Origin of the sequence: Rhodococcus sp. BH5 (genome assembly GCF_027583855.1) — a bacterium.
Lineage (GTDB): Bacteria > Actinomycetota > Actinomycetes > Mycobacteriales > Mycobacteriaceae > Rhodococcus_F > Rhodococcus_F qingshengii.
On the sequence record NZ_JAJHVW010000001.1, the window covers coordinates 970,633 to 994,940 of the forward strand.

Annotated in this window: 21 protein-coding genes; 9 read left to right on the forward strand and 12 right to left on the reverse strand. The window is 64.5% G+C overall.

Annotation, left to right across the window (positions count from 1 at the left end; genetic code table 11):
- Window positions 1-120: 120 nt before the first annotated feature.
- The 3 genes from RhoBH5_RS04440 to RhoBH5_RS04450 all read left to right on the forward strand — a co-directional run bounded on the left by RhoBH5_RS04440 (window position 121) and on the right by RhoBH5_RS04450 (window position 3,882).
- Complete coding sequence (locus RhoBH5_RS04440) at window positions 121-1,521, forward strand: zinc-dependent metalloprotease (RefSeq protein WP_003942352.1); 1,401 nt, start codon at window positions 121-123, stop codon at window positions 1,519-1,521.
- 98 nt (window positions 1,522-1,619) lie between these two features.
- On the forward strand, window positions 1,620-2,534 hold the full coding sequence (locus RhoBH5_RS04445) for a hypothetical protein (protein ID WP_065352234.1): 915 nt from the start codon (window positions 1,620-1,622) through the stop codon (window positions 2,532-2,534).
- Between the two features lie 4 nt (window positions 2,535-2,538).
- Window positions 2,539-3,882, forward strand: a complete 1,344-nt coding sequence (locus RhoBH5_RS04450) for an ABC1 kinase family protein (protein ID WP_174519481.1) — start codon at window positions 2,539-2,541, stop codon at window positions 3,880-3,882.
- Window positions 3,883-3,929: 47 nt separating this feature from the next.
- Here the strand turns inward: RhoBH5_RS04450 and RhoBH5_RS04455 are convergent, their stop codons facing one another.
- Together RhoBH5_RS04455 and RhoBH5_RS04460 are read right to left on the reverse strand one after the other, a co-directional pair.
- Entirely contained in the window at window positions 3,930-4,253 is a 324-nt protein-coding gene (locus RhoBH5_RS04455; RefSeq protein ID WP_270008065.1) for a WhiB family transcriptional regulator, read from the reverse strand.
- Window positions 4,254-4,766: 513 nt separating this feature from the next.
- Window positions 4,767-6,905, reverse strand: coding sequence for an ATP-dependent DNA helicase UvrD2 (locus RhoBH5_RS04460; protein WP_003942300.1), 2,139 nt, complete (start codon window positions 6,903-6,905; stop codon window positions 4,767-4,769).
- A 103-nt stretch (window positions 6,906-7,008) separates the two neighbouring features.
- On the opposite strand from RhoBH5_RS04460, the gene RhoBH5_RS04465 reads away from it, so the two are divergent.
- Window positions 7,009-7,266: a mycoredoxin gene (locus RhoBH5_RS04465; RefSeq protein ID WP_003942350.1), complete on the forward strand. Its 258-nt coding sequence runs from the start codon at window positions 7,009-7,011 to the stop codon at window positions 7,264-7,266.
- 14 nt (window positions 7,267-7,280) lie between these two features.
- Here RhoBH5_RS04465 and nudC read toward each other — a convergent pair whose 3' ends face one another.
- Both nudC and RhoBH5_RS04475 read right to left on the reverse strand, forming a co-directional pair.
- Window positions 7,281-8,180 carry an NAD(+) diphosphatase gene (gene nudC / locus RhoBH5_RS04470; protein WP_007731249.1) on the reverse strand — a complete coding sequence of 300 codons (900 nt, stop codon included), beginning with the start codon at window positions 8,178-8,180 and terminating at the stop codon, window positions 7,281-7,283.
- Between the two features lie 38 nt (window positions 8,181-8,218).
- Complete coding sequence (locus tag RhoBH5_RS04475; protein ID WP_003942296.1) at window positions 8,219-9,286, reverse strand: potassium channel family protein; 1,068 nt, start codon at window positions 9,284-9,286, stop codon at window positions 8,219-8,221.
- A 156-nt stretch (window positions 9,287-9,442) separates the two neighbouring features.
- Between RhoBH5_RS04475 and RhoBH5_RS04480 the strand changes: the two genes are divergently transcribed.
- Entirely contained in the window at window positions 9,443-9,844 is a 402-nt protein-coding gene (locus RhoBH5_RS04480; RefSeq protein WP_003942341.1) for a DoxX family protein, read from the forward strand.
- On the opposite strand, the gene RhoBH5_RS04485 is transcribed toward RhoBH5_RS04480, so the two are convergent.
- Window positions 9,841-13,233 (reverse strand): ATP-dependent helicase, encoded by a 3,393-nt coding sequence (locus tag RhoBH5_RS04485; RefSeq protein WP_270007981.1) that lies wholly within the window; start codon window positions 13,231-13,233, stop codon window positions 9,841-9,843. The genes RhoBH5_RS04480 and RhoBH5_RS04485 overlap by 4 nt on opposite strands.
- Window positions 13,234-16,596 (reverse strand): ATP-dependent helicase, encoded by a 3,363-nt coding sequence (locus RhoBH5_RS04490; RefSeq protein WP_050654904.1) that lies wholly within the window; start codon window positions 16,594-16,596, stop codon window positions 13,234-13,236.
- 52 nt (window positions 16,597-16,648) lie between these two features.
- Between RhoBH5_RS04490 and RhoBH5_RS04495 the strand changes: the two genes are divergently transcribed.
- From RhoBH5_RS04495 to RhoBH5_RS04505, 3 genes are read left to right on the forward strand one after another with little or no spacing between them, the layout of a single operon-like run.
- Window positions 16,649-17,437, forward strand: coding sequence for an alpha/beta hydrolase (locus tag RhoBH5_RS04495; protein WP_065352231.1), 789 nt, complete (start codon window positions 16,649-16,651; stop codon window positions 17,435-17,437).
- A gap of 10 nt (window positions 17,438-17,447) precedes the next feature.
- Complete coding sequence (locus RhoBH5_RS04500; protein WP_003942322.1) at window positions 17,448-17,744, forward strand: MGMT family protein; 297 nt, start codon at window positions 17,448-17,450, stop codon at window positions 17,742-17,744.
- Window positions 17,745-17,794: 50 nt separating this feature from the next.
- Complete coding sequence (locus RhoBH5_RS04505; RefSeq protein ID WP_270007982.1) at window positions 17,795-19,540, forward strand: NTP transferase domain-containing protein; 1,746 nt, start codon at window positions 17,795-17,797, stop codon at window positions 19,538-19,540.
- 5 nt (window positions 19,541-19,545) lie between these two features.
- On the opposite strand, the gene RhoBH5_RS04510 is transcribed toward RhoBH5_RS04505, so the two are convergent.
- Complete coding sequence (locus RhoBH5_RS04510) at window positions 19,546-19,890, reverse strand: hypothetical protein (protein WP_054826395.1); 345 nt, start codon at window positions 19,888-19,890, stop codon at window positions 19,546-19,548.
- Window positions 19,887-20,465, reverse strand: a complete 579-nt coding sequence (locus RhoBH5_RS04515) for a hypothetical protein (RefSeq protein ID WP_042922177.1) — start codon at window positions 20,463-20,465, stop codon at window positions 19,887-19,889. The genes RhoBH5_RS04510 and RhoBH5_RS04515 overlap by 4 nt, the downstream gene beginning before the upstream one ends.
- An 89-nt stretch (window positions 20,466-20,554) precedes the next feature.
- Here RhoBH5_RS04515 and RhoBH5_RS04520 point away from each other — a divergent pair, with 89 nt between their 5' ends.
- A complete protein-coding gene (locus tag RhoBH5_RS04520) occupies window positions 20,555-21,322 on the forward strand; it encodes an 8-oxoguanine DNA glycosylase OGG fold protein (protein WP_003942311.1) in 768 nt (255 codons plus the stop codon).
- A 51-nt stretch (window positions 21,323-21,373) separates the two neighbouring features.
- Here the strand turns inward: RhoBH5_RS04520 and RhoBH5_RS04525 are convergent, their stop codons facing one another.
- From RhoBH5_RS04525 to nirD, 4 genes are read right to left on the reverse strand one after another with little or no spacing between them, the layout of a single operon-like run.
- Window positions 21,374-22,021, reverse strand: a complete 648-nt coding sequence (locus RhoBH5_RS04525; RefSeq protein ID WP_270007983.1) for a maleylpyruvate isomerase family mycothiol-dependent enzyme — start codon at window positions 22,019-22,021, stop codon at window positions 21,374-21,376.
- Entirely contained in the window at window positions 21,966-22,715 is a 750-nt protein-coding gene (locus RhoBH5_RS04530; RefSeq protein ID WP_270008066.1) for a sirohydrochlorin chelatase, read from the reverse strand. The genes RhoBH5_RS04525 and RhoBH5_RS04530 overlap by 56 nt, the downstream gene beginning before the upstream one ends.
- Window positions 22,702-23,862 (reverse strand): uroporphyrinogen-III synthase, encoded by a 1,161-nt coding sequence (locus RhoBH5_RS04535; RefSeq protein ID WP_003942336.1) that lies wholly within the window; start codon window positions 23,860-23,862, stop codon window positions 22,702-22,704. The genes RhoBH5_RS04530 and RhoBH5_RS04535 overlap by 14 nt, the downstream gene beginning before the upstream one ends.
- Window positions 23,859-24,272 (reverse strand): nitrite reductase small subunit NirD, encoded by a 414-nt coding sequence (nirD, locus tag RhoBH5_RS04540; protein ID WP_270007984.1) that lies wholly within the window; start codon window positions 24,270-24,272, stop codon window positions 23,859-23,861. The genes RhoBH5_RS04535 and nirD overlap by 4 nt, the downstream gene beginning before the upstream one ends.
- Window positions 24,273-24,308 lie beyond the last annotated feature (36 nt).

Genomic DNA, 24,308 nt, shown 5'->3' on the forward strand with positions numbered 1-24,308 from the left:
ATCCAGAGTAAAGCGCGAAGGCTCCGGAGCACCGATCGCACCGCCTGAGCGCCGTGCGTGTTCGCCGTCAGCGTGACTCGGAGGGCGACTCCGACCGCTCGAGCCTTGTACCGTTGAGGTATGAGCAATATGCCGTTCGGCTTCTCCAACTCCGACGACGATCCCGATCGCGACAAGAACGCGGCGGGTGGCAATCCGTTCGGGGGTGGTGACATGCCGTTCGGGTTCGGCGCGGGCGGTGAGGGATTCGATCCGGCTCAGCTCGGCCAGATGCTCACCCAGTTCGGGCAGATGCTGAGCGGAATGGGCTCGTCGATGGGCCAGGGCGGTACGTCCGGCCCGGTCAACTACGACATCGCCAAGAAGCTGGCACGCCAACAGATCGGATCGGTCACACCGATCACCGAGGGCAACGTCAAGGCGATCGCCGACGCCGCGCACCTGGCCGAGATGTGGCTGGACGCCGCGACAACGCTCCCTGCCGGAGCGAGCCGCACTCTTGCGTGGACTCCGAACGACTGGCTCGACAACACGATCGACACCTGGAAGCGACTCTGTGATCCGGTGGCCGAGAAGGTAGCGGGCATGTGGGTCCAGGGTCTTCCGGCCGAAGCACAGCAGATGGCTGGCCCGATGCTGGGCATGCTCGGCCAGATGGGCGGACTCGCGTTCGGCTCGCAATTGGGCCAGGCACTCGGCCAACTGTCCACCGAGGTGCTCTCCTCCACTGACATCGGCCTGCCCCTCGGCCCCGAAGGCACCGCGGCCCTTCTCCCGGCTGCGGTTCAGGCTTTCAGTGAGGGTCTCGAACAGCCGCATCAGGAAGTTCTGGTCTTCCTCGCCGCGCGGGAAGCCGCTCATCAGCGCCTTTACAGTCACGTTCCGTGGCTGCGCCAGCGTGTTCTCGCGACAGTGGAGGAATACGCCCGCGGAATCACCATGGACTTCTCGGCGATGGAAGAATTCGCCAAGGACCTCGATCCATCCGCTCTCACCGATCCGAGCAAGCTCGAAGCGCTGATGCAGCAGGGCACGTTCGAGCCGCAGAACACTCCGGAGCAGAAAGCCGCTCTCGAACGTCTAGAGACTCTGCTTGCGCTGGTCGAGGGTTGGGTGGAGACGGTCGTCACCGCCGCACTCGGCGAGCGACTGCCTGGTGTTGCCGCGATGAGTGAGACGTTGCGGCGTCGCCGCGCTACCGGCGGCCCCGCCGAACAGACCTTTGCGACGCTGGTCGGACTAGAACTTCGTCCTCGCAAGGTCCGCGAAGCGGCTGGTTTGTGGCAGAAGCTCACTGCGGAAGCCGGTATGGACGTTCGCGACGGCGTCTGGTCGCATCCCGACCTGATGCCTGATTCGAGCGATCTCGACGCACCGGACGGATTTGTCGCCCGTGTCCTCGGCGCCGGCGAAGCCGGTAATTTCGACGACCCGATAGCCCAGCTCGAAGCCGTCGTGGCAAAAGAGCGTGCGGCCGAGGAAGCGATGGACAAGACCCGCGAGGACGACGAAGAGAAGTAATCCCTTCTCGACCGATTTTCGCAGATCAGCCGCGATGACCGCCTGTGGATAACTGCCGCTGACGGGGACTCGCCGAGGGCCCGTCGTGCCAGCATCGAATGATGACCGGTCACACACACGACAACACCAGACAAGACAGCACTTCACAGCGATCCGCGGGACCTCGATGGGACCCGCGGATCGCTGTTCTGTCGCGCCCGGATGGTCGACTGCAGCTGGGATGGACCCCCGGACGTGCCGTCCTGCTGACTCTGCCTGTCGGGGTCGACGATCGCGCGGTGAAGTCGATCCTGCGCAAAATGGACGGCTCGAGATCCCGCGCAAACATCCTCTGGGAAGCGTCGAGGCGCGGGATTCCCACATCCGTGACGGAGGAGTTGCTCGAGCAACTCGCCGATTCCGGTTTCGTCCACACTGCCCGCAGAAGCACCGCGACGGTCCGGATTCACGGTGTCGGTCCGCTCTCTGACGCCATCGAGCGCGCACTGGTCACCGGCGGGGTCAGCACGCGTCGCTCGCGCGGGTATCGCAACACCGACGTCGTGCGCACGTGGAACGAACAACTGGTGGTCCTGAGCGACGACGTCGTGACTGATCCTCGTCTGGTCAGCGATCTCGTTCGCTGTGGATTCCCCCACCTTTCCGTCCGCATCCGCGACGGCAACGGTGTGGTCGGTCCTCTTGTCCTGCCTGGTCAGTCGAGTTGCCTGCGGTGCGCAGACATCCTCCGATCCGAACTCGACCCTCATTGGCTTCATCTGTCCGCGCAGCTACTCGGCAGCGCAGGCCACGCGGAATCGGCGATGATCCATGCAAGTGTCGCGCTGGCCCTGGCCGAGATCGACTCCGCATTATCGGAGACAGCGGCGACGCATGCGGCGAGTCTGTCGTCGACGCTCGAGATCGCGCTCCGTCCGTATCGGATCACAACCAGGCGCTGGCCTCGGCAAATATCCTGCAGTTGCCAATACCTGGCACCTGTTTCGGGCAAAGGACGCCCCAGTCAGACATGATGGTGTGGTGTCCGAGATCCCACGCAAGAGTTCTGCCCGTACTGCCAAACTCGCGAGCATCCCCCTGGGGATGGCCGGTCGCGCCGCCATGGGCTTCGGACGCAAGCTCGCCGGCGGCGACAAAGGCGAGATCGACGCGCAGTTGAGCGCGAAGGCGGCCGAGCAACTGTTCGCGGTGCTGGGCGAACTCAAGGGCGGCGCGATGAAGCTGGGCCAAGCGCTCAGCGTCATGGAGGCGGCAATTCCGGAGGAATTCGCCGAGCCGTACCGCGAGTCGCTGAACAAGCTCCAGGCCGCCGCCCCGCCGCTGCCGACCAAGCAAGTACACAAGATGCTCGACCAGCAACTCGGAACCAAGTGGCGCGACCGATTCCAGTCGTTCGACGACGAACCGACCGCGTCGGCAAGCATCGGGCAGGTTCACCGAGCCGTCTGGGCGGACGGCCGCGACGTAGCCGTGAAAGTTCAGTACCCCGGCGCCGACGAAGCTCTACGCGCCGATCTCAAGACCCTGGGCAGATTTGCCGGTCTCTTCGGTTCGGTCATGCCCGGTGTCGACGTGCGGCCCGTGATCGAGGAGTTCACCGCGCGCACGGAGGAAGAACTCGACTATCGGATCGAGGCGAACAATCAGCGAGCTTTTGCCAAAGAGTTCGACGGAGATCCCCAATTCGTGATCCCGCACGTCGTGGCGAGCGCACCGAAAGTGGTCGTGACCGAATGGATGACGGCAACCCCGTTGACCAGAATCATCGAGAGTGGAACGTCGGAGCAGCGCAATGCGGCCGGTGCGCTACTCGCCGAATTCCACTTCGCGTCTCCGGCCCGTGTCGGATTGCTCCACTGTGACCCGCACCCCGGCAATTTCATGCTTCTCGAGGACGGCCGACTCGGCGTCATCGACTTCGGTGCTGCTGCGCCGTTCCCGAACGGACTGCCACGGGTTCTCGGCACGATGGTGCGCTTGGCTGTCGAGGAACAATTCGACGAGTTGACGGAGTTGTTGCGCGCCAACGGTTTCGTGATCCCCGGACGCACGGTGACCGACAAGGAGATCGCGGATTACCTGCGACCCTTCACCGACCCGATCCAGACCGAGTCATTTCACTTCACTCGGGCATGGCTGCAAAAGGCCGCCGGAACCGCCACTGACTTCAACAGTGCGCAGTTCCGAACGGCCCGTGCACTCAACCTTCCGGCCGAGTATTTGATGATCTTCCGTGTTCTTCTCGGTTCGGTCGGCATATGCGCCCAGTTGGACGCATATGCCCCGTACATGGAAATCCTGACTCGTTGGTTGCCAGGGTTCGCGGAGCCGGTTCTGGATGACACCGGCTCCGCCGAATAAGACACCGGCTCCGCCGACTAAGACACCGGCTCCGCCGAATAGGGCTCTCACGCGCACACAAGTTGCTTGCGTGGGCGCCCTCTCGGTCTCTTGCGCGCTATGACGGCCCCCTGATCGAGGATCTCGCCGCCCCACACCCCCCATGGCTCGGCGCGGTCGAGAGCCGCACTGAGACAACGGGAACGGATGGGGCACTGCGCGCACAGTGCCTTGGCCTGCTCGAGTTCGGCCGGAGCTTCGGCGAACCAGAGATCGGGGTTGGATGCCCGGCACGGCAGGTCGCGGCGGGTGGACGCGACCTCGATGAACGTGACTGCAGCCGAAGTGACGTCGGTGGAAGTTACTGCAGTGGTGGAGTTTTCGGGTTCCACGCGGATTGTCTGGGCAGACAACTCGGTCTCCTAGTGCTCGGATGCGAAACTGTGTCGCACGATATGGGTTCGATGGGTGCGAACCTGAGCCGAGTCGGAAACCAGATGAAGAGGGCTATCCAACACAAAGGCCACGGTCCGCAGGGGCTGCGGGTCCGTGGCCGTAAGTGAACGGATGTGTCCTACCGAGAAATACCTCGATGGCTTAAGAACACGGACTCGACAGCTGCTTTCTTTGCTGCTGCTTGAGGGCGCAGGCGGAGCGCATGCTGCGCCCATCCCGCTGCACGCGGCAGCATGGGGGCGGCAACAGCGAACTTTGCGCTTGCGCACGCTTCGTAAGAGATCAAGTTCGTCATTTTTTTGCCACCTCCATTTCGTGTCGGTCCGGATAGTTTCTGCGCACAGGTTGCCCCGTAACACTGAAAACCAGAGTAGAGAATCTGCCGAATCTGCACAACCTATTTTTGACCTGCGGTTATGTAACTCACCGTTGTCGATTCGGATGTGTTGTCAGATATCGAGTGTTGCCGCTCGCAGTTCACCGCGAATGACAGCTAGTACGTCTTCCCCGAAGTTGTCGAGTTTCTTCGGCCCGATTCCAGGGATCGAAACCAGTCCACGATTATCTTGTGGTCGTTGTTCGGCAATAGCCATCAGTGTGTTGTCACTGAAGACGACATAGGCCGGAACTTTGAGTTCTCTGGACTTGTCCAGACGCCAGGCCTTGAGGTGCTCGAGCAATTCCAGGTCGACATTGGACGGGCATTTTTCGCAGCGCCCGAGCATGGTCGCCGACGTCCCGATCAACGGTTTGCCGCATACGCGGCAGCGCGGACGCTTCTTGTTTCCCGACGACGGCGCGGCGACGCGCGAGGCCGGCGAGTCCTCCGGGATTAGTCCGTTGAGAAATCTCGACCGGCGACGGGACTTGCGTCCACCCTCATTGCGGGCCAATGCCCACGACAGCTGCAGATGCTCGCGAGCGCGAGTAACCCCCACGTAGAGAAGCCGACGCTCCTCCTCCACCGCGACGTCGTCGGCGCCCGAATTGGCGTCGCCGAGAACGTGTTGGATAGGCAGGGTGCCGTCGTTGAGGCCGACCAGGAACACCGCATCCCATTCGAGCCCCTTGGCCGCGTGGAGGGAGGCCAGCGTCACACCTTGCACGGTCGGTGGGTGCCGCGCCTCGGCTCGGGCCGTGAGCTCCTGTAGAAGCCCGGTGAGCGTCAGTTCAGGTTCGTGGACAAGTTGTTCTTCGGTGAGCGCCACGAGAGCCGAGAGCGACGCCCAGCGCTCGCGTGCCTGAGTACCCGAAGGCTCTTCGTTGGTCAGGCCGAGCGGCGCGAGCACAGCGCGGACGAGTGAGACCAGCGCTTCGCCGTTGTCTGCACCTTCGGGGAGGTCGTCGCGTCCAGCTGCCTGACGCAGCGCTGCCACCGCCTGACGTACCTCGGTGCGAGTGAAGAAGCCCTCTCCACCGCGCACCTGGAACGGGATGCCCAGCTTCGTCAGGGCCTGCTCGTGCGCCTCCGACTGAGCATTGATCCGGTACAGAACAGCGATCTCGGCCGCAGGGGTGCCTGCCGCGATCAGCCGTTTGATCGCCCGCGCAACGCCGAGTGCTTCGGCCGGCTCGTCGTCGAACTCCATGAACTCCGGCTCAGGCCCCGGAGCGCGCTGCCCGATCAGCTGCAGACGCGTCCCGGCGATCCGCCCGCGCGCGGCACCGATCACGCGGTTCGCCAACGACACGACCTCAGGGGTGGAGCGGTAATCCCGTTCGAGCCGAACGACGGTCGCTTCGGGGAATTTCCGGGAGAAGTCCAACAGATAGTTGGGGGTGGCTCCGGTGAAGGAGTAGATGGTCTGATTCGCATCGCCCACCACGGTCAGATCGTCTCGGTCGCCCAGCCAGGCGTCGAGCACACGCTGCTGCAGTGGGGTGACGTCCTGATACTCGTCCACGACGAAGCAGCGATACCGCTCGCGGAACTCGTCGGCGACTGTCGAATGCTCTTCGAGAGCTGCCGCCGTGTGCAGTAGGAGATCGTCGAAATCAAGCAGCATGCCGTCCTGGCCGCGTGCTTTCAGCTCTTCGTATGCGGCATACACCTGGGCCACCTTGGTGGCATCGACCGGTGCCTCACGGCGAATCTTGGCGATCGCGCGTGGGTAATCCTCCGGCGCGATCAGCGACGCCTTCGACCACTCGATTTCACTGGCGAGGTCGCGGACGCTTTCCGTGCTGGTGGACAATCCCACCCGGGCTGCGGCACTGCTGACAACCGCGAACTTTCGGTCCAGCAGACGCCACGGCGTGTCGCCGACAACCTGCGGCCAGAAGTACTTCAGTTGACGGAGAGCAGCAGCGTGAAAAGTTCGAGCCTGCACCTGCGGCCCACTCCCGCCGACGCCCAGCTCACGGAGACGTCCACGCATTTCCCCGGCCGCACGAGCGGTGAACGTCACGGCAAGCACCTGACCGGCCGACACGTGACCGTCGGCAACCAGATGAGCGATCCGGCGCGTGATGGTGCGGGTTTTGCCTGTTCCAGCGCCCGCGAGGACACATACCGGGCCGCGTGGCGCGAGCACGGCGGCCGATTGTTCTGGATCCAGTCCGGTGTCCGCAGGCATGGGGACCATCATGGCAGGACGTTCCGACACTCCATTCGCCGCGCCCGACGGTATGTGGGCAAGAGAACACGGGCCGATACGGAACAACGCTCTCGGTCGTGGTGTTGTATCCGCCGTGACTTCTACCGAAAATGCGCCTGCCCTGACCATCTACTCGACCACGTGGTGCGGCTACTGCCGTCGCCTCAAGACGCAGCTCAACGCGTCGGGGATCGAGTACACCGAGATCGACATCGAGAACGATCCGGCAGCAGCCGATTTCGTCGGCAGCGTCAACGGTGGCAATCACGTCGTTCCGACCGTGAAGTACGGCGACGGCAGCGTTGCGACCAACCCGTCGCTCAACCAGGTCAAGCAGGCTCTGGGTCTGTAGACCTTCTCCGGCTGCTACTTGACCCAGCTCTCGAGCATTCCGCGAGCGATGGAGATCGACCCGGGCAGCAGCAGTGGCGCGTCCGCTTCCGAACCCCAGTCGCCGAGTTCGAGAGCGGCGCGCACCTCGTCTTTCGTGAACCAGGTGCCCTCGGCGATCTCGCCGTCCGCGAACAGCAGCGGAGCGGCGGGGTCGCCGATTGCGGCGAAGCCCAACATCACCGAGCGAGGGAACGGCCAGGGCTGGCTCCCGAGGTATCGAACGCTGTGCACGTCGATACCGACTTCTTCCTTGATCTCGCGGACAACACACGTTTCGAGTGACTCCCCGGCCTCGACGAATCCCGCGAGAATCGAGAAACGGCGCTGCGGCCAGGTCGGCTGACGCGCGAGTAGAACTCGATCGCCGCCGTCGTGCACCAGGCAGATGACCGCCGGATCCGTTCGGGGAAACTCCTCGTGGCCGGTGGACGTGGAAATGCGTGACCAGCCGGACATCGTGGGTTCACTCGGTGCGCCGTCGATAGCGCTGAATCCGGCACTGTCGTGCCAGTTGAGAATCGCGACCGCACCGGTCAACAAACCGGCGTCCGCGTCGTCGAGTGTTCCGCCGAGCATCCGCAATTCAGACAAGGTGCCCGCCAGCAGCGACACCCGCACCGCCCAGACGTGGCGATTCTCCCGAATTCCCAGGAACACCGCGCCGCGCACCGGTTCGGGCCCCAACTCGGTTGCCTCGGCGAAGACCAATTGACCTTCCGGCGACACCTTGACCTGACCCCGTGAATTCACACGGAGGAGCAGTGCGTCCGCCCAACCCGTCGTCAGTGCAGCGGCGTCAGACCGCAATTCCTCGGCGCGGCCGACGCTCGAGCGTGAGAGCAGAGGTGTTTCGGTCAGCTGGAAGTCGTTCACGCTCACGACATTACTGCGCGCACGAAGCTCGGTAACACTCAGTTCGTGACGCGGCGAATGTAGAGCAGTCGATCGTTCTCCTCGACGGCGTCCACCTCGGGCGAACCGACGCGAACCAGACGGCCGTCGCGAACGACCCCGAGCACGATGTCGGAGAGATGACGCGGAGAGCCGCCGACCTCGTCGCGCTCGACGGCACGCTCGGCAATCGCGAATCCGGCCTCCGGAGTCAGCAGGTCTTCGATCATCTCCACGACGGTCGGCGTCGTGGTCGCGATGCCGAGGAGTCGACCCGCCGTCTCCGAGGACACGACGACGGAGTCTGCGCCGGACTGACGCAGAAGATGCGCGTTGTCGGCTTCACGGATGGCTGCGGCGATCTTGGCTTTCGGCGCGATTTCGCGGGCTGTCAGCGTCACGAGCACTGCGGTGTCGTCACGGTTGGTTGCCACGATGATCGACGACGCATTCTGCGCACCTGCCAACCGAAGTACGTCCGATTTCGTCGCCGAACCGAATACCGTCACCAGGCCTTTGCTCGCCGCCGAATCGAGGACGGTCTGATCGGTGTCCACGACCACGATCTCCGACGCCGGTACACCGTCACCGAGCATTGCTTCGATTGCCGTCCGCCCCTTGGTCCCGTATCCGACGACGACGGTGTGATTACGCACGTGCTGCCTCCAACGCTGAATTTTGAACGCCTGACGCGAACTCTCGGTCAGAGCTGAAAGTGTGGTTCCGACCAACACGATCAAGAAGAAGATCCGAAGTGGCGTGATCAACAGGACGTTGACCAGGCGCGCCGACGGCGTGAACGGAGTGATATCGCCGTAGCCGGTGGTCGAGAGCGAAACCGTCGCATAGTAAATGCAGTCGAGCAGCGACAGCTCGTTGTCCTGTGCGTCCCGGTATCCCGCGCGATCGATGTACACGATCAACACGGCGGCGCCGAGAGCACCCAACGCGATGAGAACTCGCTTGTAGATGGCCCGCGCCGGACTTGTCTGTAGCTGGGGAATGCGCAGCACCCCGACAAGGGCGAAGTCAGGCTGATCGGTCAATGCTTCCGACCTGGTCAAACGCGCCCGGAGCTTACCGGCCATACATCGACTCTCTCACTCGAACTTACGAAATACCTACACGGACATCGGCAGGCAGCGTAACCCTCGAAGATCGACTTCGGAACTCGGGCGCCGAATAGCGCGCGGGTCGTGGCGCCGGTAGTGGCAAGAAGGTCCACCGTGAGGCAGGCTGGGCAAATGCCTTTCACCGGTTCGACGTCCACTCCCAGCCAAGCGGCCGCTCTTCGTTTGTCGGCCCTCCTTCTCGGCGCCGGCACCATGCATTTCGTGGCGCCTTCCTTCTTCGACAGCACCGTTCCCCGCCAGCTTCCCGGACAGGCCCGCACCTACACCCAGGTGTCCGGCGTCGCGGAACTGGCGATCGGCGCTGCCTTGGCCGTGCCGAAGACCCGCAAGCTCGGCGCGGGCCTTGCCGCCGCGCTCTTTGTCGCCGTGTTCCCCGCCAACATCCAGATGGCGATCGACTGGTGCCGAAGCCCGAAGACGTCCACACCGCAGAAGATCGGTTCGATCGCACGTCTTCCCCTGCAGGTTCCGCTGGTGACCGAAGCACTCAAGGCTCGTCGAAACGCAAGCTAATCTTGCGCGCCTGCCGTTCGGATGAGGCGAGCGAGAGCCTCACCGTCCGGCAGGTTCTCGGGTGCGATGGTGCGACCCGATCGAACGTAGTGAAACGCCGCCCGCACCTTGTCGGCCGGAAACTGTTCGTTGCGCCCCGCCGAACGGGCTCTGGCCGACATCAATTCGGCCCAGGCCACCCGATACGCGGCCAACTGCATCACAACAGCGTCCTCGTTAGCGGCCGACGGTTCGGCACCGGTCTTCCAGTCGATCACCGTCCATCCGCCGTCGGGATCGGCGAACACAGCGTCGATCCGACCGCGGAGAACCGTTCCGGCAATGGATGTTTCGAAAGGAACTTCCACTTCGATCGGGCTGCGATTGGCCCACGGGGACCGCAGGAACGCATCCTGAAGTTTCACCAGATCGGTCTCGGGACCCGCGCCGGTATCCGCGGCGCCGGGTAGTTCGTCGAGATCCAACAGTCGGGTCGCACCGAACCTTCGCTCGATCCAGGCGTGAAAAGCCGTGCCGCGCCGAGCGAGCGGGTTCGGTGGGTACGGCAGTGGTCTACGCAGCCGTGCCGCGAGTTCATCCGGATCTGCCTTGAGGTCGACGAGCTGAGTCACCGAAAGCTGCGCCGGGAGAATCACTTCGGCACGCGCGTTTGCCCGGGCTTCGCGCTCGGCCAAGAGCACGTCGACGTCCGAGGCCCAGTTCTCCGGATCGTCCTCCGGTTCTTCCGCCTCTTGGCTGTCTTGCGGCAGCGAAGCAAGTGCGGACAGGACGCTTGCGGCTCCGGCCTCGACCGCGCCGCGCCGCGCACCCAGCGGATCCGGCGGCCACTGCGCCGTACGGGGCGTGGCGGCCAACGGGTTCTCGGTGTCAGGTTCCGGTGCAGGCGCCCACTCCTCCACGACGCCGATCGCACCGCGCGAGTCTTCCTCATCGGCATCGTTTTCGGCCGCGACCATCTGATGCAGCTCGTCCAGGAACTCCGAAGGCCCCTTCGGTTCCGAACCGGATTCCGCCCAGTGATGCGCCGAGATGAACAGCGCCCGTTCGGTTCTGGTCAGCGCGACGTAGAACAGTCGCCGGTCCTCGTCCAGTCGACGGTTGGACAAGGCCTTCTTGTGCGCCGTGATCGCGTTCTCGAGGTCCTTGCGGTTGTAGAGCTCCTCGCGGTCGAGCACCGGAACTCCGTCGGCCGAATCCGCGTCGACGGCCCGGTCCCCACGCAACGACGGTGGCAGTTCGGCGAGCGCCCCGAGCCACGATCCGGACGCGGTGGTCGAGGGGAACACCCCGTCGCTGACATGCGGGATCGCCACTACTTCCCATTCGAGCCCCTTCGCCGAGTGCACGGTCAAGATCTGCACGCGATCCGGCGCCACCTCCACTTCGCCCGGGGTGAGGCCCTTTTCGATCTGTTCGGCGGCCGCGAAGAATGCGAGCATCCCGGGCAGATTGGCTGTTGGACGCGTCGCGTAATTGGCGACGACGTCGGCAAATGCGTCGAGATGCTCGCGGCCCGCGGTCCCGACGACACCGACTCGGGTTCGCGCGCCTGCCTCGATTCCGATACCGAGCACCCGCTCGACCTCCGCCACCAGTTCGGTGAGCGGCTGGCCGATACGTTCGCGCAACGACGCCAACTCTGCCGCTATCGCGTTGATGCGTGTGTACCCGAGAGCTGAATAACGTTCTGCCGGGCCTGGATCGGAGATCGAATCGACCAATCCTGCTTGCTCGGCGTTCTCCCCCGGCAGCGCGTCCTGAACTGCCGAGGTGAGCGCCTCGGCGTCCGTGACCGCACCCGCTGTTCCGTATCCGGCGGAGATGGCAAGTTCGCGGGAGCGTTGCGAGAGTGCGGCGAGGTCCTTCGCGCCGATCTGCCATCTCGCTCCGGTGAGCAGCCGAACGGCGGCGCTGCCCGCCAGCGGATCGGCGACCACTCGGAGCATGGCGATCACGTCCGCCACCTCGGGTGTGTGCAGGAGCCCACCGAGTCCGACCACTTCGACTGGCAGACCTTTGGACCGCAAAGCCTCGGCCAGCGGGGCAGCATCGGCGTTGCGGCGGATCAACACCGCTGCCGTGGGCGTCGGGCGGTCTTCGGCACGTGCCGCCTCGTATTCTTCGGCGATCTTCTCCGCAACCCACTGACGTTCCTGTTCGACGTCTCCGAGCAGCGCCAGTCGAACGTCTCCGGCGACGGCTCCCGGCCGCGCACGAAGTGTGCTGACGGCCACACCGCGTCGGCGCAACGGTGCCGACGACAGGTTTGCCAGTTCGAGAGCCTCCGGCGGGTTACGCCAACTGGTGAGCAGTTCGAGCGTCGGAGCCGGCTTTCCGTTGGCAAGCGGGAAGTCGGTTGCAAACCGTGGCAGGTTGGCCGCCGACGCGCCTCGCCAACCGTAGATCGACTGCATCGGATCGCCGACGGCTGTCAGCGCCAACCGGCCGTCGGCTCCCCCGCCGAACAACGAGGACAACAACACTCGCTGAGCGTGACCGGTGTCCTGGTACTCGTCGAGCAGAACTACCCGAAAGCGCTCACGCTCGGTTTGCCCGACCTCGGGATGTTCGGAGGCGACACGGGCCGACAGCGACATCTGGCTGCCGAAATCCAATGCGCCTTCACGCCGCAGCGTCTCACCCAGCCGGGCAACGAGGGGCAGTAGCTCGATGCGTTTGTGTTGCACATCAAGGTAATTCAACAGCTCTTTGCTCGGCCCACCCCGCTGTTTCGGACCGGCGGGCAGAGTGTGAATCAGCTTGTCCAACTCGGTGTGAGCCTCGAGCAACTGCTCGGGGTCGACCAGGTGCTCCGCCAACTGACCGGCAAGGGCCAGAACGGTTTCGGTGATGGACCCCGGATTCTTGTCGGTGTCCAGATCACTGTCCCAGCCGCTCACGACGCGGTGCGCAACCTGCCACAGTTCGGTCTCGGACAACAGCGTCGCCGAGGGTTCGATCGGCAACAGCAGTCCGTGCTCGGACAGCAACCGTCCCGCGTAAGCATGGTAGGTACTGACTTCGGGTTCCCCGGCCAGAATCCGGGAACGCACTCCGCCGGTCGGGTCGAGTGCCCGCAGAACGTCCGAACCCGCCAGTCGCGCCAAGCGCTTGCGGATTCGCGACGTGAGCTGTTGTGCCGCTTTGCGCGTGAAGGTCAATCCGAGAACGGCCTCGGGATCGACGAAGCCGTTGGCCACCAGCCACACGACGCGAGCAGCCATCGTCTCGGTCTTACCGGCACCGGCACCGGCGACGACCAATGTCGGACCGAGCGGTGCGGCGATGACTGCCGCCTGTTCCGGCGTCGGCGGGTGTTGACCGAGCGCGACCGCCAGGTCGACAGGATCGATCTTCGGTCGGCGTGCCTTCTGCGTCGCGGCAGCCACTTAGTTACTCACCTGTCGTCCCTCGTCGTGTGCCGGGCAACTCGAGCGCACCGGGCAATGTCTACATCCGTCGTTGACCCTGGCCAGATACTGCGGCCCTTGTGTCGCTGCCGCTGCGTTGTGGATGACGTCTCGCCACATCTCGACGGCTTCGGCCGTCAGCGGCGGCTGAACTCGCTGCGCCGCACCGTCTTTCTTGTTGGACTTGGCCACGAATACCAGGCGTGCACCGCCGGGTTGTGTGGCCGGTTCGCCGGCAATCGCACCTTCGGCCGCTGCGACCTGGTACGCCGCCAACTGCGCGTGAGATTGCGCGGCCTCGTTGCTGACAGGGTTTCGCGCAGTCTTGACGTCGACAACCACCGGACGGCCTTCGGTGTCGCGCTCGAGCCGGTCGATCCGGCCACGAAGCTTGACCGCAGGCGCTCCCTCCTCACGTGGTTCGAGGACCCCCTCGACCGCGACCTCGACGCCGACTTCGGTCAGTTCGCCGCGAGTTGCGTTCATCCAGGCGGTGAACGTCGCCAGCATCTCCCGAGTTCGATTGAGTTCGCGGCGCGAGTACCACTGCGATCCCAGATCGATGGATTCCCAGGCATTTTCGAGTGCCTTCTCGACCTGATCCGGTGGAATCCGGCCGGCCAATGCCTGCACCAAGGTATGGACCAGCGTACCGGCGATCGCATGAGTGTTGTCTCCGTCGCTGCCGCCATGACGCTCGAACACCCATCGGAGAGGGCATGTTTCGAGAAGCTCGATGGTGGACGGCGATAGTGAAACCGGTCCGTCCTCGGGCTGCCACATGGGAGCAGCGGTACTCGGCTCGGCTGTGCCGTACCACTGATCCGGGTGCGCGCCGCGTACCCCGGCAGCAGCCAGACGTGCCAACTGGCGAGCGGCCCGGGAATGCTTCTCGGGGTCGAAATGCGCGATGTCGGGATCACACACGACGCTGCGAAGCTGTGCGACCAGTGCAGGCAGCGACAGAACCCGGGTATCCCCGGTCTCGGGTGCAACGACGTCGAGATCGGAGGACGGATCGTCCGAGTACGCGTCACCACGGATCAATTCGTCCACGAACCGCGAAGGCACCAAGTCGGTGTCCCCCGAAGCCGATTCGACTGCGGTGATCAGCAGACGGCGACGAGCACGGCTACAGGCAACCAGGAACAACCTGCGTTCTTCGGCCAGAAGCGGTGCGGTTCGCGAGAGTCGTTCGGCAGCCGAGTCACTGCCGTCGGAGACTCCGTTGACCAGGTCGATCAGCGCTTCGGTACGCAGTAGCGATCCGCGTGCCCGCAAACTCGGCCAGAGTCCCTCCTGCACACCCGCCACCGCCACGACCGCCCATTCGCGACCCGCCGCGGCGTGAGCGCTGACCACGGTGACGGCGTCGGGAGTGATGACCGATCGGCTCCGCGAGTCGGTCGGTATCTCCTGGCTGGTCAAGTAGTCGACGAAACCGGCGAGTTGCGAACGCGGCAACCGGTCGACGTAGTTGGCGGCCGCGTCGAAAAGTGCGACGACTGCGTCGAGGTCACGATCGGCCTGTGAGCCGATAGGTCCGCCGCGCGCCGACGCAGCCGCCCAGCGTCGTTCCAGCCCCGTCGCCTGCCATGCCGCCCACAGAACTTCTTCGACCCCGAGACCTCGCTCGAGAGGCACTCGGGCCTTGCGAAGGACCGACAGCACGCGATTGAGTGCCGCAGCTTCGACGTCTGTCAACTTGCCCATGAGGCGCTTGGACTGCGCACGATCCTCGTCGATCAGAATGAGCCGCAACAACTCCGAGGAGTCCCGATCACTTCCCGATGCCAACTCGACCCGGCGCAGGCCACGACGCAACCGGCGCAGGGTGACCGGCTCGGCGCCGCCGATGGGACCGGCCATCAGGGCAAGCGCGTCGTCGCCGGTGAACTGATCGCCGCCGAGCGCCCGAAGGACCAGCAGCAGGCCGGACACTCCGTGTTGCCTGGCCAGCGGCAATTCGGTGGCAGCGGTCGTGACGGGTACCCCGGCCGCGAGCAGGGCTCGCCGGAGAGGGGCGAGAGTGCGCGGGACCGACCGAACGATGACGGCCATGTCGGACCAAGCAATCCCGTCCAGCAGATGCGCCCGGCGCAAGGTATCTGCGACGACTGCCGCTTCTTTGGCCGTCGTACCGAGAACCCGCACCGACGCCCGCCCCGGGTCCTCATCGGTGAGATCGGATGGAACCGCGATGCGATGAGCGAGGTTGCCGGGCAGCCGCGCAGCGATCTTCGCCGCGATCGACGCGACGTCGGCGTTGTTGCGAAACGTGGTGGGCAGGACGATCTGGCGCTCGTCTCCGCGCTCGGCGAGTCCGAGTAGGAACGCCGAATCCGCACCGCGGAACCCGAAGACCGACTGATCGGGATCACCGGCGATGACCGTGCCCGCAGTTGCGGTTCCGATCAGCCGAACCAGCTGCGCCGCCTGCGGATCCAGATGTTGTGCGTCGTCGACGAGTAGGTGCCGGATCCGAGCGCGCTCGGAGCGAAGCAATTCGGGATCGGTGGCGAACGCGGTCAATGCCGCACCGATCAACTCGGCCGCGTCGAGCGCCGGCGCCGTCGCCTCCGGAGCCTCGACACCGACACTGCCGCGTAGCAGCACGCCTTGCTCGTAGGCCTCGGCGAACCGCCCGGCCGCCACCCACTCCGGACGTCCACGCTTCTTGCCGAGCTTGACCAGATCTTCGGGGCCGAGTCCGCGCTCGTTCGCTCGCAACATCAGATCTCGAAGTTCGACGGCAAAGCCGTTCAAACCCAATGCGGGTCGCAGGCGCTCCGGCCACCGGAGCGCACCGTCTTCTATGTCGCCGCGCAACATCTCTCGGAGCACCGAGTCCTGCTCGGCGCCGGTGATCAGGCGTGGCGGCGCGTTGCCGTGCGCTGCGGCTTGAAGCCGGAGTACGGCAAAGGCGTACGAGTGAACGGTGCGGACCAACGGCTCACGAGTTGCCTGCGGTCCGCGTTCTTGTTCGTACCCGAGCAACCCGGCCGTGATCTGCTCGCGGACCTGCGTCGCTGCCCGGCGCGACTGGGTGAGCACCAGGACCGATTCAGGATCTTCGCCACCGGAGATCTTCTGCACTGCCAGATCCACGAGAAGGGACGTCTTGCCGGTTCCGGGGCTGCCGAGTACCTGCCAGGGACTCCAGGCGGCCCCCGAGCCGAATGAAACAGGGCCGAACGCGAGTTGGAACGGATCCTCGGACGGCGGCGCGAACAGCCGGGCCGTCCCTTCGTCCCATGTTCGGGGTATCGGAGACGGCGCAGTTCGGTGCACCAACCGCGCCCGCGGGATGGTGACCTTGCTGCGTGTTGCCGTCTCACTCACCCAGGCATTCCACCAGAGCGCACCGACAACTCACACATCGCCTGCTTCCGGCATGATTGACCTCGTGTCTGCACTCCATACGTATCTCTACGGACCCGTCGGGGCACCGGAGATCCTTTCGCTGCACGGTCTGACCGGTCACGGCCGACGTTGGCAGTCGATGGCCGAGAACCAACTGCCCGAAGCGCGCTGGATCTCGCCGGATCTACGCGGTCACGGGCGTTCCACCTGGGCTCCTCCGTGGAACATCGAATCCCACGTGGCGAGCCTGCTGGAGACGCTCGACGAACATGCCACCGGACCGGTGGTGATCGTCGCGCATTCTTTCGGCGGAATGCTGGCGCTGCACCTCGCGGCCACCGCACCGGAACGCGTTCGTGGGCTCGTCCTGCTCGACCCGGCGATCGGGTTGGATCCGACTTTCATGCAGGAAGTGGCCGAACTCACAATCGGCTCACCGGATTACACCGATGCGGCAGAGGCCTACTCCGAGAAGATTCACGGCTCGTGGGGTGAGGTTCCCACCCAGGACCTCGACGTCGAGATGGCTGAACACCTGATCGAACTGGGCAACGGACGCGTCAACTGGCGCCTGTCCACGCCCGCGATCGTGACCGGGTGGGGCGAACTCGCTCGTCCGATCGTGCTGCCTCCGTCGTCGATGCCAACCGTGCTGGTTCAGGCGATGAAGGTCCAACCGCCGTACGTCACCGACGAGTTCCGGGCAGCGCTCACCGAGCACCTCGGTGAAAATCTGACCGGTGTCGAATTCGACTGTGACCACATGGTCCCGCACGTGCGGGCCGACGAAGTCGCCGCCCTCGTTCGCAGCATGCTCTGAAGGAACCGACATGGCAGCCACCACCGAAGAGCAGATCGAAGAGGTACGGCGCCTCATCGCGTCGATTCCGGCCGGTTTCGTGGCGACGTACGGCGATATCGCTGATGCTGCAGGACTTTCCAGTGCTCGCACGGTCGGTTGGATCATGCGAACGGACTCTGCCGACCTGCCGTGGCATCGGGTTCTCGGCGCCTCCGGCAAACCGTCGGCGCACCTGGCTCATCGTCAGATCGCCAAGCTCGAACTCGAAGGCGTGCCGATCAAGGACGGTCGGATCGACCTGAAGAAAGCTCGGTATCACTTCTGATTCACGTGTCACCGGTCGTCGTGACGCGGGCGATGGGGCAGCATGGAGGTATGACCGTCACGCCGCCGACAGCCGCCCTCATTCTGGCGGGTGGTCGCGGGACCCGAATGGGTGGTGTCGACAAACCCGGCCTGCTCGTTCACGGCCGCAGGCTCCTCGACATCGCGCTTTCAGCGACGGCGCATCTGGACGCCGTCGTCGTGGTCGGTCCACATCGCCCTGAACTTGATCCTGGCATCACTCAAACTCAGGAAACTCCGGCCGGAGCCGGCCCTGTCGAGGCGATCTGGGCCGGATTGTCTGCGACCCGGTTACCCGACGACGCCGTGGTGGTGGTCCTGGCGTCCGATCTGCCGCACATCGAGGCCGTATCAGTCGACGCTTTGATAGCTGCCACGTCGACGGACAGTCCGGTGACGTGTGCCGTGGACGAGAACAACCGAACCCAATTCCTGCTCTCCGCGTGGACATTTCGCGAGCTCCGGCAACGCCTGTCCACATTGCGGGAGAGTTCGGGGTTGGAGAATCAACCTATGAAAGCGATTGTCACCGAACCGTTCTCGACGCTGCGTGTCACTGGTACCACTGACTGCGACACACCGGCGGACATCGACCGCGCGCGAAACCATCCGCGCCTGACGATCGAGCAAGCCCGCGCCGCCGTCAGGAACTCACTGACAGCATTGTCACCACACCGGGCCGCCCTCGCCGACAGTCTCGGAGCAACGCTCGCGCAGCCTCTCGTCGCCCTGGGTGATCTTCCTCGATCCGATGTCTCGGCGATGGACGGGTACGCCGTCTCCGGCGAGGGTCCCTGGCGAATCCGCACCGAGATCCGTATCGCGGGCGCCGACGGGCAACTCGAACTCGGTGAAGGCGAAGCGATTCGCATTGCCACGGGAGCACACCTGCCCCTCGGCGCCACCTCGGTGATTCGTGACGAGTATCTGTCCGTCGACGAGCCATCTCGGATGGTACGGAGACTGCCGGATGCGCCGCACCGCAACGACGCTCGACCACGAGGGGAAGATTGGACCACCGGATTCACGATCGCCCCGACTGGTACCGCGGTGACTCCGGCGGTGGTCTCCGCAGCTGCCAGCGGTGAAGTGTTCGACGCCCTCGTCCGTGGTCCGGTACGGGCACGCGTGACAGTCACCGGCGACGAGATCCGGCGGACCGGTCCACTGCGTGAAGGTCAGACCCGCGACTCCGTCGGTGGGATTCTCCCCTACCTATTGGAAAGCAACGGCGTACGGTGCGTGGCGAATTCGCACCTGAGGGACACGGCCGACAGTTTCGAGCGTGTACTGGCGGATGCGACTGAACAGGACCTGCTTGTTGTCATTGGTGCGACGGGCGGCGGCGCTGCCGACGAAATGCGCAGTGCGCTCGATCGACTCGGCGCTCGCACGATTGTCGGGCGAGTCGCCTCGCGCCCGGGCGGATCTCAGATAACGGCTGTCCTGCCCAGTGGTCGGGTGGTTCTCGGCCTCCCCGGCAACCCGTACGCCGCAGTGACCACCCTGTTGACGATGCTGCCCACCGTCGTGGCCGCCTTGACGGGAAGCGACACACCACCGCCACTGCTCGGCATCATCGAGAACGCCGCTGCGGTGACTTCCGATGCGGTACGCCTACTGCCGGTCACACAATCCGCCGACGGTCGCTGGCGCGCCGAACCGTCTGTAAGTACCGCACACCTGGCGGGGTTGATCGGGCGCTCCGCGTTTGCACTCGTTCCGCCACACGCGGAAGACGGTGCCGTCGCCGAAGTGGTTGTCCTCCCACGCTGATCGGGTCAGTCGTTTGGGCGCCTACGCCGGTTGACCCCGACCACGCCGACCACTGTCGCAAGCACCAGCGAATACACGCCCCACAGCACTAAGAACGGCAGCAACCAGCCGGCATCAACGGTCTGACCGCGCGGTCCGACGCAGTACAGCGTGAAATTGGTGGACGTACCGTCGCCGTCGGAAAAGGTATCCGAGACGACCATCGCGCTCGATGTGGGAGCTTCACAGAAAATCGGCGCCAAATGAGCGACCTGTCCTGGCCAGATCACCGAAGACAGTAGTGCAGCAAAGATTCCCACGACCACGATCACCACTACGGAGATCACCAACGGAGCGATACGGCGGCTCACAGCGGGTGCACCAGGAAGGGAGTTCCGTCAGGCTCGAAGACCACCAGCGCCCGCGAGCGTGGAGATTCCACCATCACGGATGCGCGAATCGCCTCGGTGCGACTGACCGAGATCCCGGTGACTTCGCCGTCGTCGACACCGCTGTTCTCCAGCGCGTCGTCGACCAACTTCTCGAGGTTCGTCAATGCCGGCACTTGATCCAGCGTGAACGATCGTGCATCGAGATCGTCGGTGACACTGACTTGCACGGGGCTCGGCTCGCCGAGAATGACTCCGTCGAAAGAGAATCTGTCGAGCTGGGTCGGCTTCCCGGGGTCTCGAACGGTGACTCCGAGCGTCTCGATCGGGCTGATGTCGATGCTGGTCACCGATACCGCGTCGACGCCGTATCTATGTGCGAGGCTGTCGAACCCGCCTCGCACCAACTCCGACGTCATCCCACCGCCACGTTCGCGCATCTGATTGTCGAAATCCATCCGATCGACGGCACCGATACATCCGCTCAGACTCGTGGCCGCCAAGGCGATGGCTACCGTCCACAGCGCCGACCGCACCTGCGAGGACGCGAATTTCATGAGCGGAGCGTACCGCGAGTGTCCGGTTCCATCCCGGTGGACTGCGCGTCGCACGAATTACTGTCGGCGACTCGTGGGATCATCGCGCCATGAATCGTGTCGACGAAGGATTCGAACCGCCGGACGCATTGGTCGAGTGGTGCCGCTCCCGCACCTTTCCACTGCACGTCCTCGACGACGAAGCCACCGTCGACCTGGATTGGTGGAACGCACACCTGAAGGACGCCGGCCACACCATCAGCCTTCGCGGGCGTGATCTCGACGGCAAAGTGATCACCGAAGGTCGAGCCATCGTTCAACGCAACGACCTTCGCCCGTCGAGCGATCTCGTTGTCGCCCAGCACGACGGCCTCGGACTACTGTTTCTCTGCGCGGCCTGGCAGGGCTCGCACGAGAGCCGACGTTTCACACGGCGGTTCCCCAACGTCTTCAATCCCCATCACCGCGAGGACGAGGATCCGCTGACCCAGATCACAGCCATTCTCGATCACTGCTCGAAAAACAAGTCGATGCCCGTCGTGCGGCGCGACACCTGGTCCGGGTGGCCACTCACCCCCGGTGTCGGGGTATCGCTGATGGCCGCTTTCATGTGGGCAGTGGGCGTACAGGACGAAGGCCGACGCGCTCAGATGATCGACCAGTACGGAGTCTCGACGCTCATCCACGAGGGCTGGCTCGAGGATCCTTCCGTCACCGGCTTCACGACGCGTCGCTACCGCCGGTACTGCGAACTTCTCGACAGCTGGGCCTATGCCGCCGGCACCCAACCCGAGATCGTCGAGATGTGGTTGGTGAAAAGGTGGAGTGCGCGATTGGCCCAAGCACGCAACGACGTGAGCGCCCCCACCCTGTTCTAACTCTCAGAACGGCTGCATCTCAGAACGGCTGCATCTCAGAACGGCTGTATCTCAGAACGGCCAGGCAGGGAGAGTCGGCAGCCCCACCCTCGTCGGCCTCCCGACCAACCAGGCCAAGGTCTCCGCGTCGGACAGCGACGGCACTCGTACACCCGGGACCGCCGTCTCGAGTGCGCCCAACTGACTGGCGAGAGTGAATTCCACGAACTCGGCAGGCCAGTCGTGGCAGGTGTAACCGATGTCGAAGTCCATCAGGTGAATCTCGATCTCGTTCCAGCGCAGGATCGGTAGATCGAATGCCGTCACAGGTTTGCGCCACGGCACCGGTGTGTCCAGTCGATCTGTCGGGATCTCGCACAACGCGTCGACCAGCCTCGTTCCCGAGAAGCGGTAGTCGAGGGCCAACAATTCAGCCGGGCGATCTGCGCCCTCTTCGATTGCAGCATTGCGCGCATCCGGCCCCCCTGGATACATCTCCCCCGATTCGCCGCCCTGCACGCCGGCAACAAATCTGCCCAGCGCGTCGGCGTTGCGCGACATGTGCGTCACGACGTGTCCCCGACTCCACCCGGGGAGCCCGGAGGGCTCCCGCGCCTGCTCTTCGGTCAGTGCACCGATGAGAGCCTGTGCCTTGACGTCGGATTCACGAACTGCTGCGACCAGGTCGGCATACGTCGGCGTTACGGAGTGAGACGTCATGCAGCGATACTAGTTCCCTTCGCGCACTCTCATACCGATTCACGACAAGGTCCACCACTCCCGGATCGACGCCGAGCGGTTCGGTCACACCATCGGCTCCTGCAGCGTGCAACCTTTCGTGGAACAGCCCGTGCGCGAGGAGGTACGAGGCGACAAAAACTCGCTTCGCGCCGCGAACGCGTTCTGCTGCAACAACATCGGCTACCTTCGACTCCCCGGTCGCGATGTACCCGATGTCGACACGAGTCCCCGCCGCTTCGGCAAGCATCAGCGCAGCACGCTCGACGTCTCGCAGCGCCCGCGCATCGGACGACCCGGCGGCAGCAAGCACTGTCGCGTCACCCGGATTCCACCCCGCTTCGGTCAAGCGCCGAAGCAACACGCGTGCAAGCGCCGGATCGGGTCCGAGTGCGGGCGTCACACTCACAGCCGAGTGCTCACTGATCGCCACTTCGCGTCGAACATCGGTGTGAACGTGGTAGCCGGACGCCAGGAACGCCGGTACGAGAATCGCTCGCCCCGGAGTGTCCCGGAGGACTTCCGAAGGTGACGGACCGAGCACATCGACAAAGGCAACGCGCGTGCGTCCGACGCGCGTGCCGACGGCGTCGGCCAGTGCGGCAACCATTTCCACGCCACGTGCACTACGCGTGCCATGAGCTACCAGGACGAGGACATCGTCATCGCGTTGCATAGTCACCTGGATTCTGTACGTAGTCGCCGGGGTCGAGGGCAAGTCGATAGCCCCGCTTGACCACCGTCTGAACGGCTTTGGGCGCGCCGAGGCACGCGCGCAATCGGGCGACGGCGGTCTCGACGGCATGGGTGTCGCCGCCGCCGCCGGGAAGAGAAGCCAGCAGTTCGTCGCGGGAGACGACTCGACCGGGGCTGGCACCGAGAGTGCGGATCAACGACATCGCAGCCGGCGGCAATTGCTTCACTTCACCGTCCACGACTACGCAACCGCCGCGAATGCTGATTTCGTGTTCGCCGGCTTGAATCTTGTTGGCTCGCTGCGGGAGTTCGTCGACGATGTGTCTCGCGAGCGCGCCCAGACGTGCCCGCGCCGGGGCTGTGGTCGGTACATTCAACGCTTCGAGCGGCGCGGAAGTGACCGGGCCGACGCACATGGCCGCCACCGGACCCCGCATCGCGTCGAGAATGTCTCCGAGATCCCCGGTCTTGTCGGCGCGCATCAACATCGAGGCTACGGCCGGTGCACTGGTGAAACTGACGGCGTCGATTCCGGCTGACGCTATGGCGTCGATCATCCGGTCGAGCAGCGTCGGATCCTCCGGCGGTTCCCATCGATAGACGGGCACCGCGATGACCTCGGCGCCGGCCTCGCGCAACACCTGACAGAAGTCGGGAATCGGCTCCCACTCGGTGGTCGCACCATGCAGTTGTACAGCGATCCGCTTTCCCGAGACACCTTCTGCCAGAAGATGTTCGAGCACCTCGGCGGAAGACTCGGATGCCGGTGACCATTCCTCACGAAGGTCGGCCGCGCGGATTGCTCCCTTGGCCTTCGGTCCTCGCGCGAGCAGACGAGCCGAGCCCAACGCGGATCCGAGATTTTCCGCCTCACCCCACCCGTCGGCTGCTTCCAGCCAACCCCGGAATCCGATCCCGGTGGTGGCGACAACCACCTCGGGAGGATCCGAGATGATCTGCTGTGTCACCCTTTCGAGCTCACGGTCGTCGGCCAACGGAATGATTCGAATCGCCGGAGCGTGAACGACATCCGCTCCCCGACGAGTCAGCAAGGTCGCGAACTCCTCGGCGCGGCGCGAAGCAGTGATACCTACCGTGAATCCAGCCAACGGCATGTCGTCACTCACGAGACTGCATCGGAGACAGTCGAGCGAACGCCCTGCATCTGCCGGCTGTGTACCTGAACGACTCCAGCCCACACGCGAACGCCGTACACCGGCAGCGCAACCGACGAGTCGTCCAGCGCCCGGCCGTCGACCAGCGAGAACGCCTGCTTGAGCAGTGGCGAGACCACGATCGGTTCACCGTCCCGGTCGCCGACGAGTCCGCGAGACATCACCGCGGCGCGGCCGTACGGATCGAAGTTGCTGACAGCCCGGAGTGTGCCGTCCTCGAGTAGGAACAGTGCCACCTGCTCGCCGCCGCGAAGAAGCACGGCAACTCCGCGCCCAGGGATCAGATGGCTCAGCGGGCAGGCCGACGTCCATTCGAGTCGATCCGAATCCAGCTTGGCGATCTGCGCATCGATGACACTCATCGAAGTCCTCCTGTCGATCCGGCGACAACGTCGCGC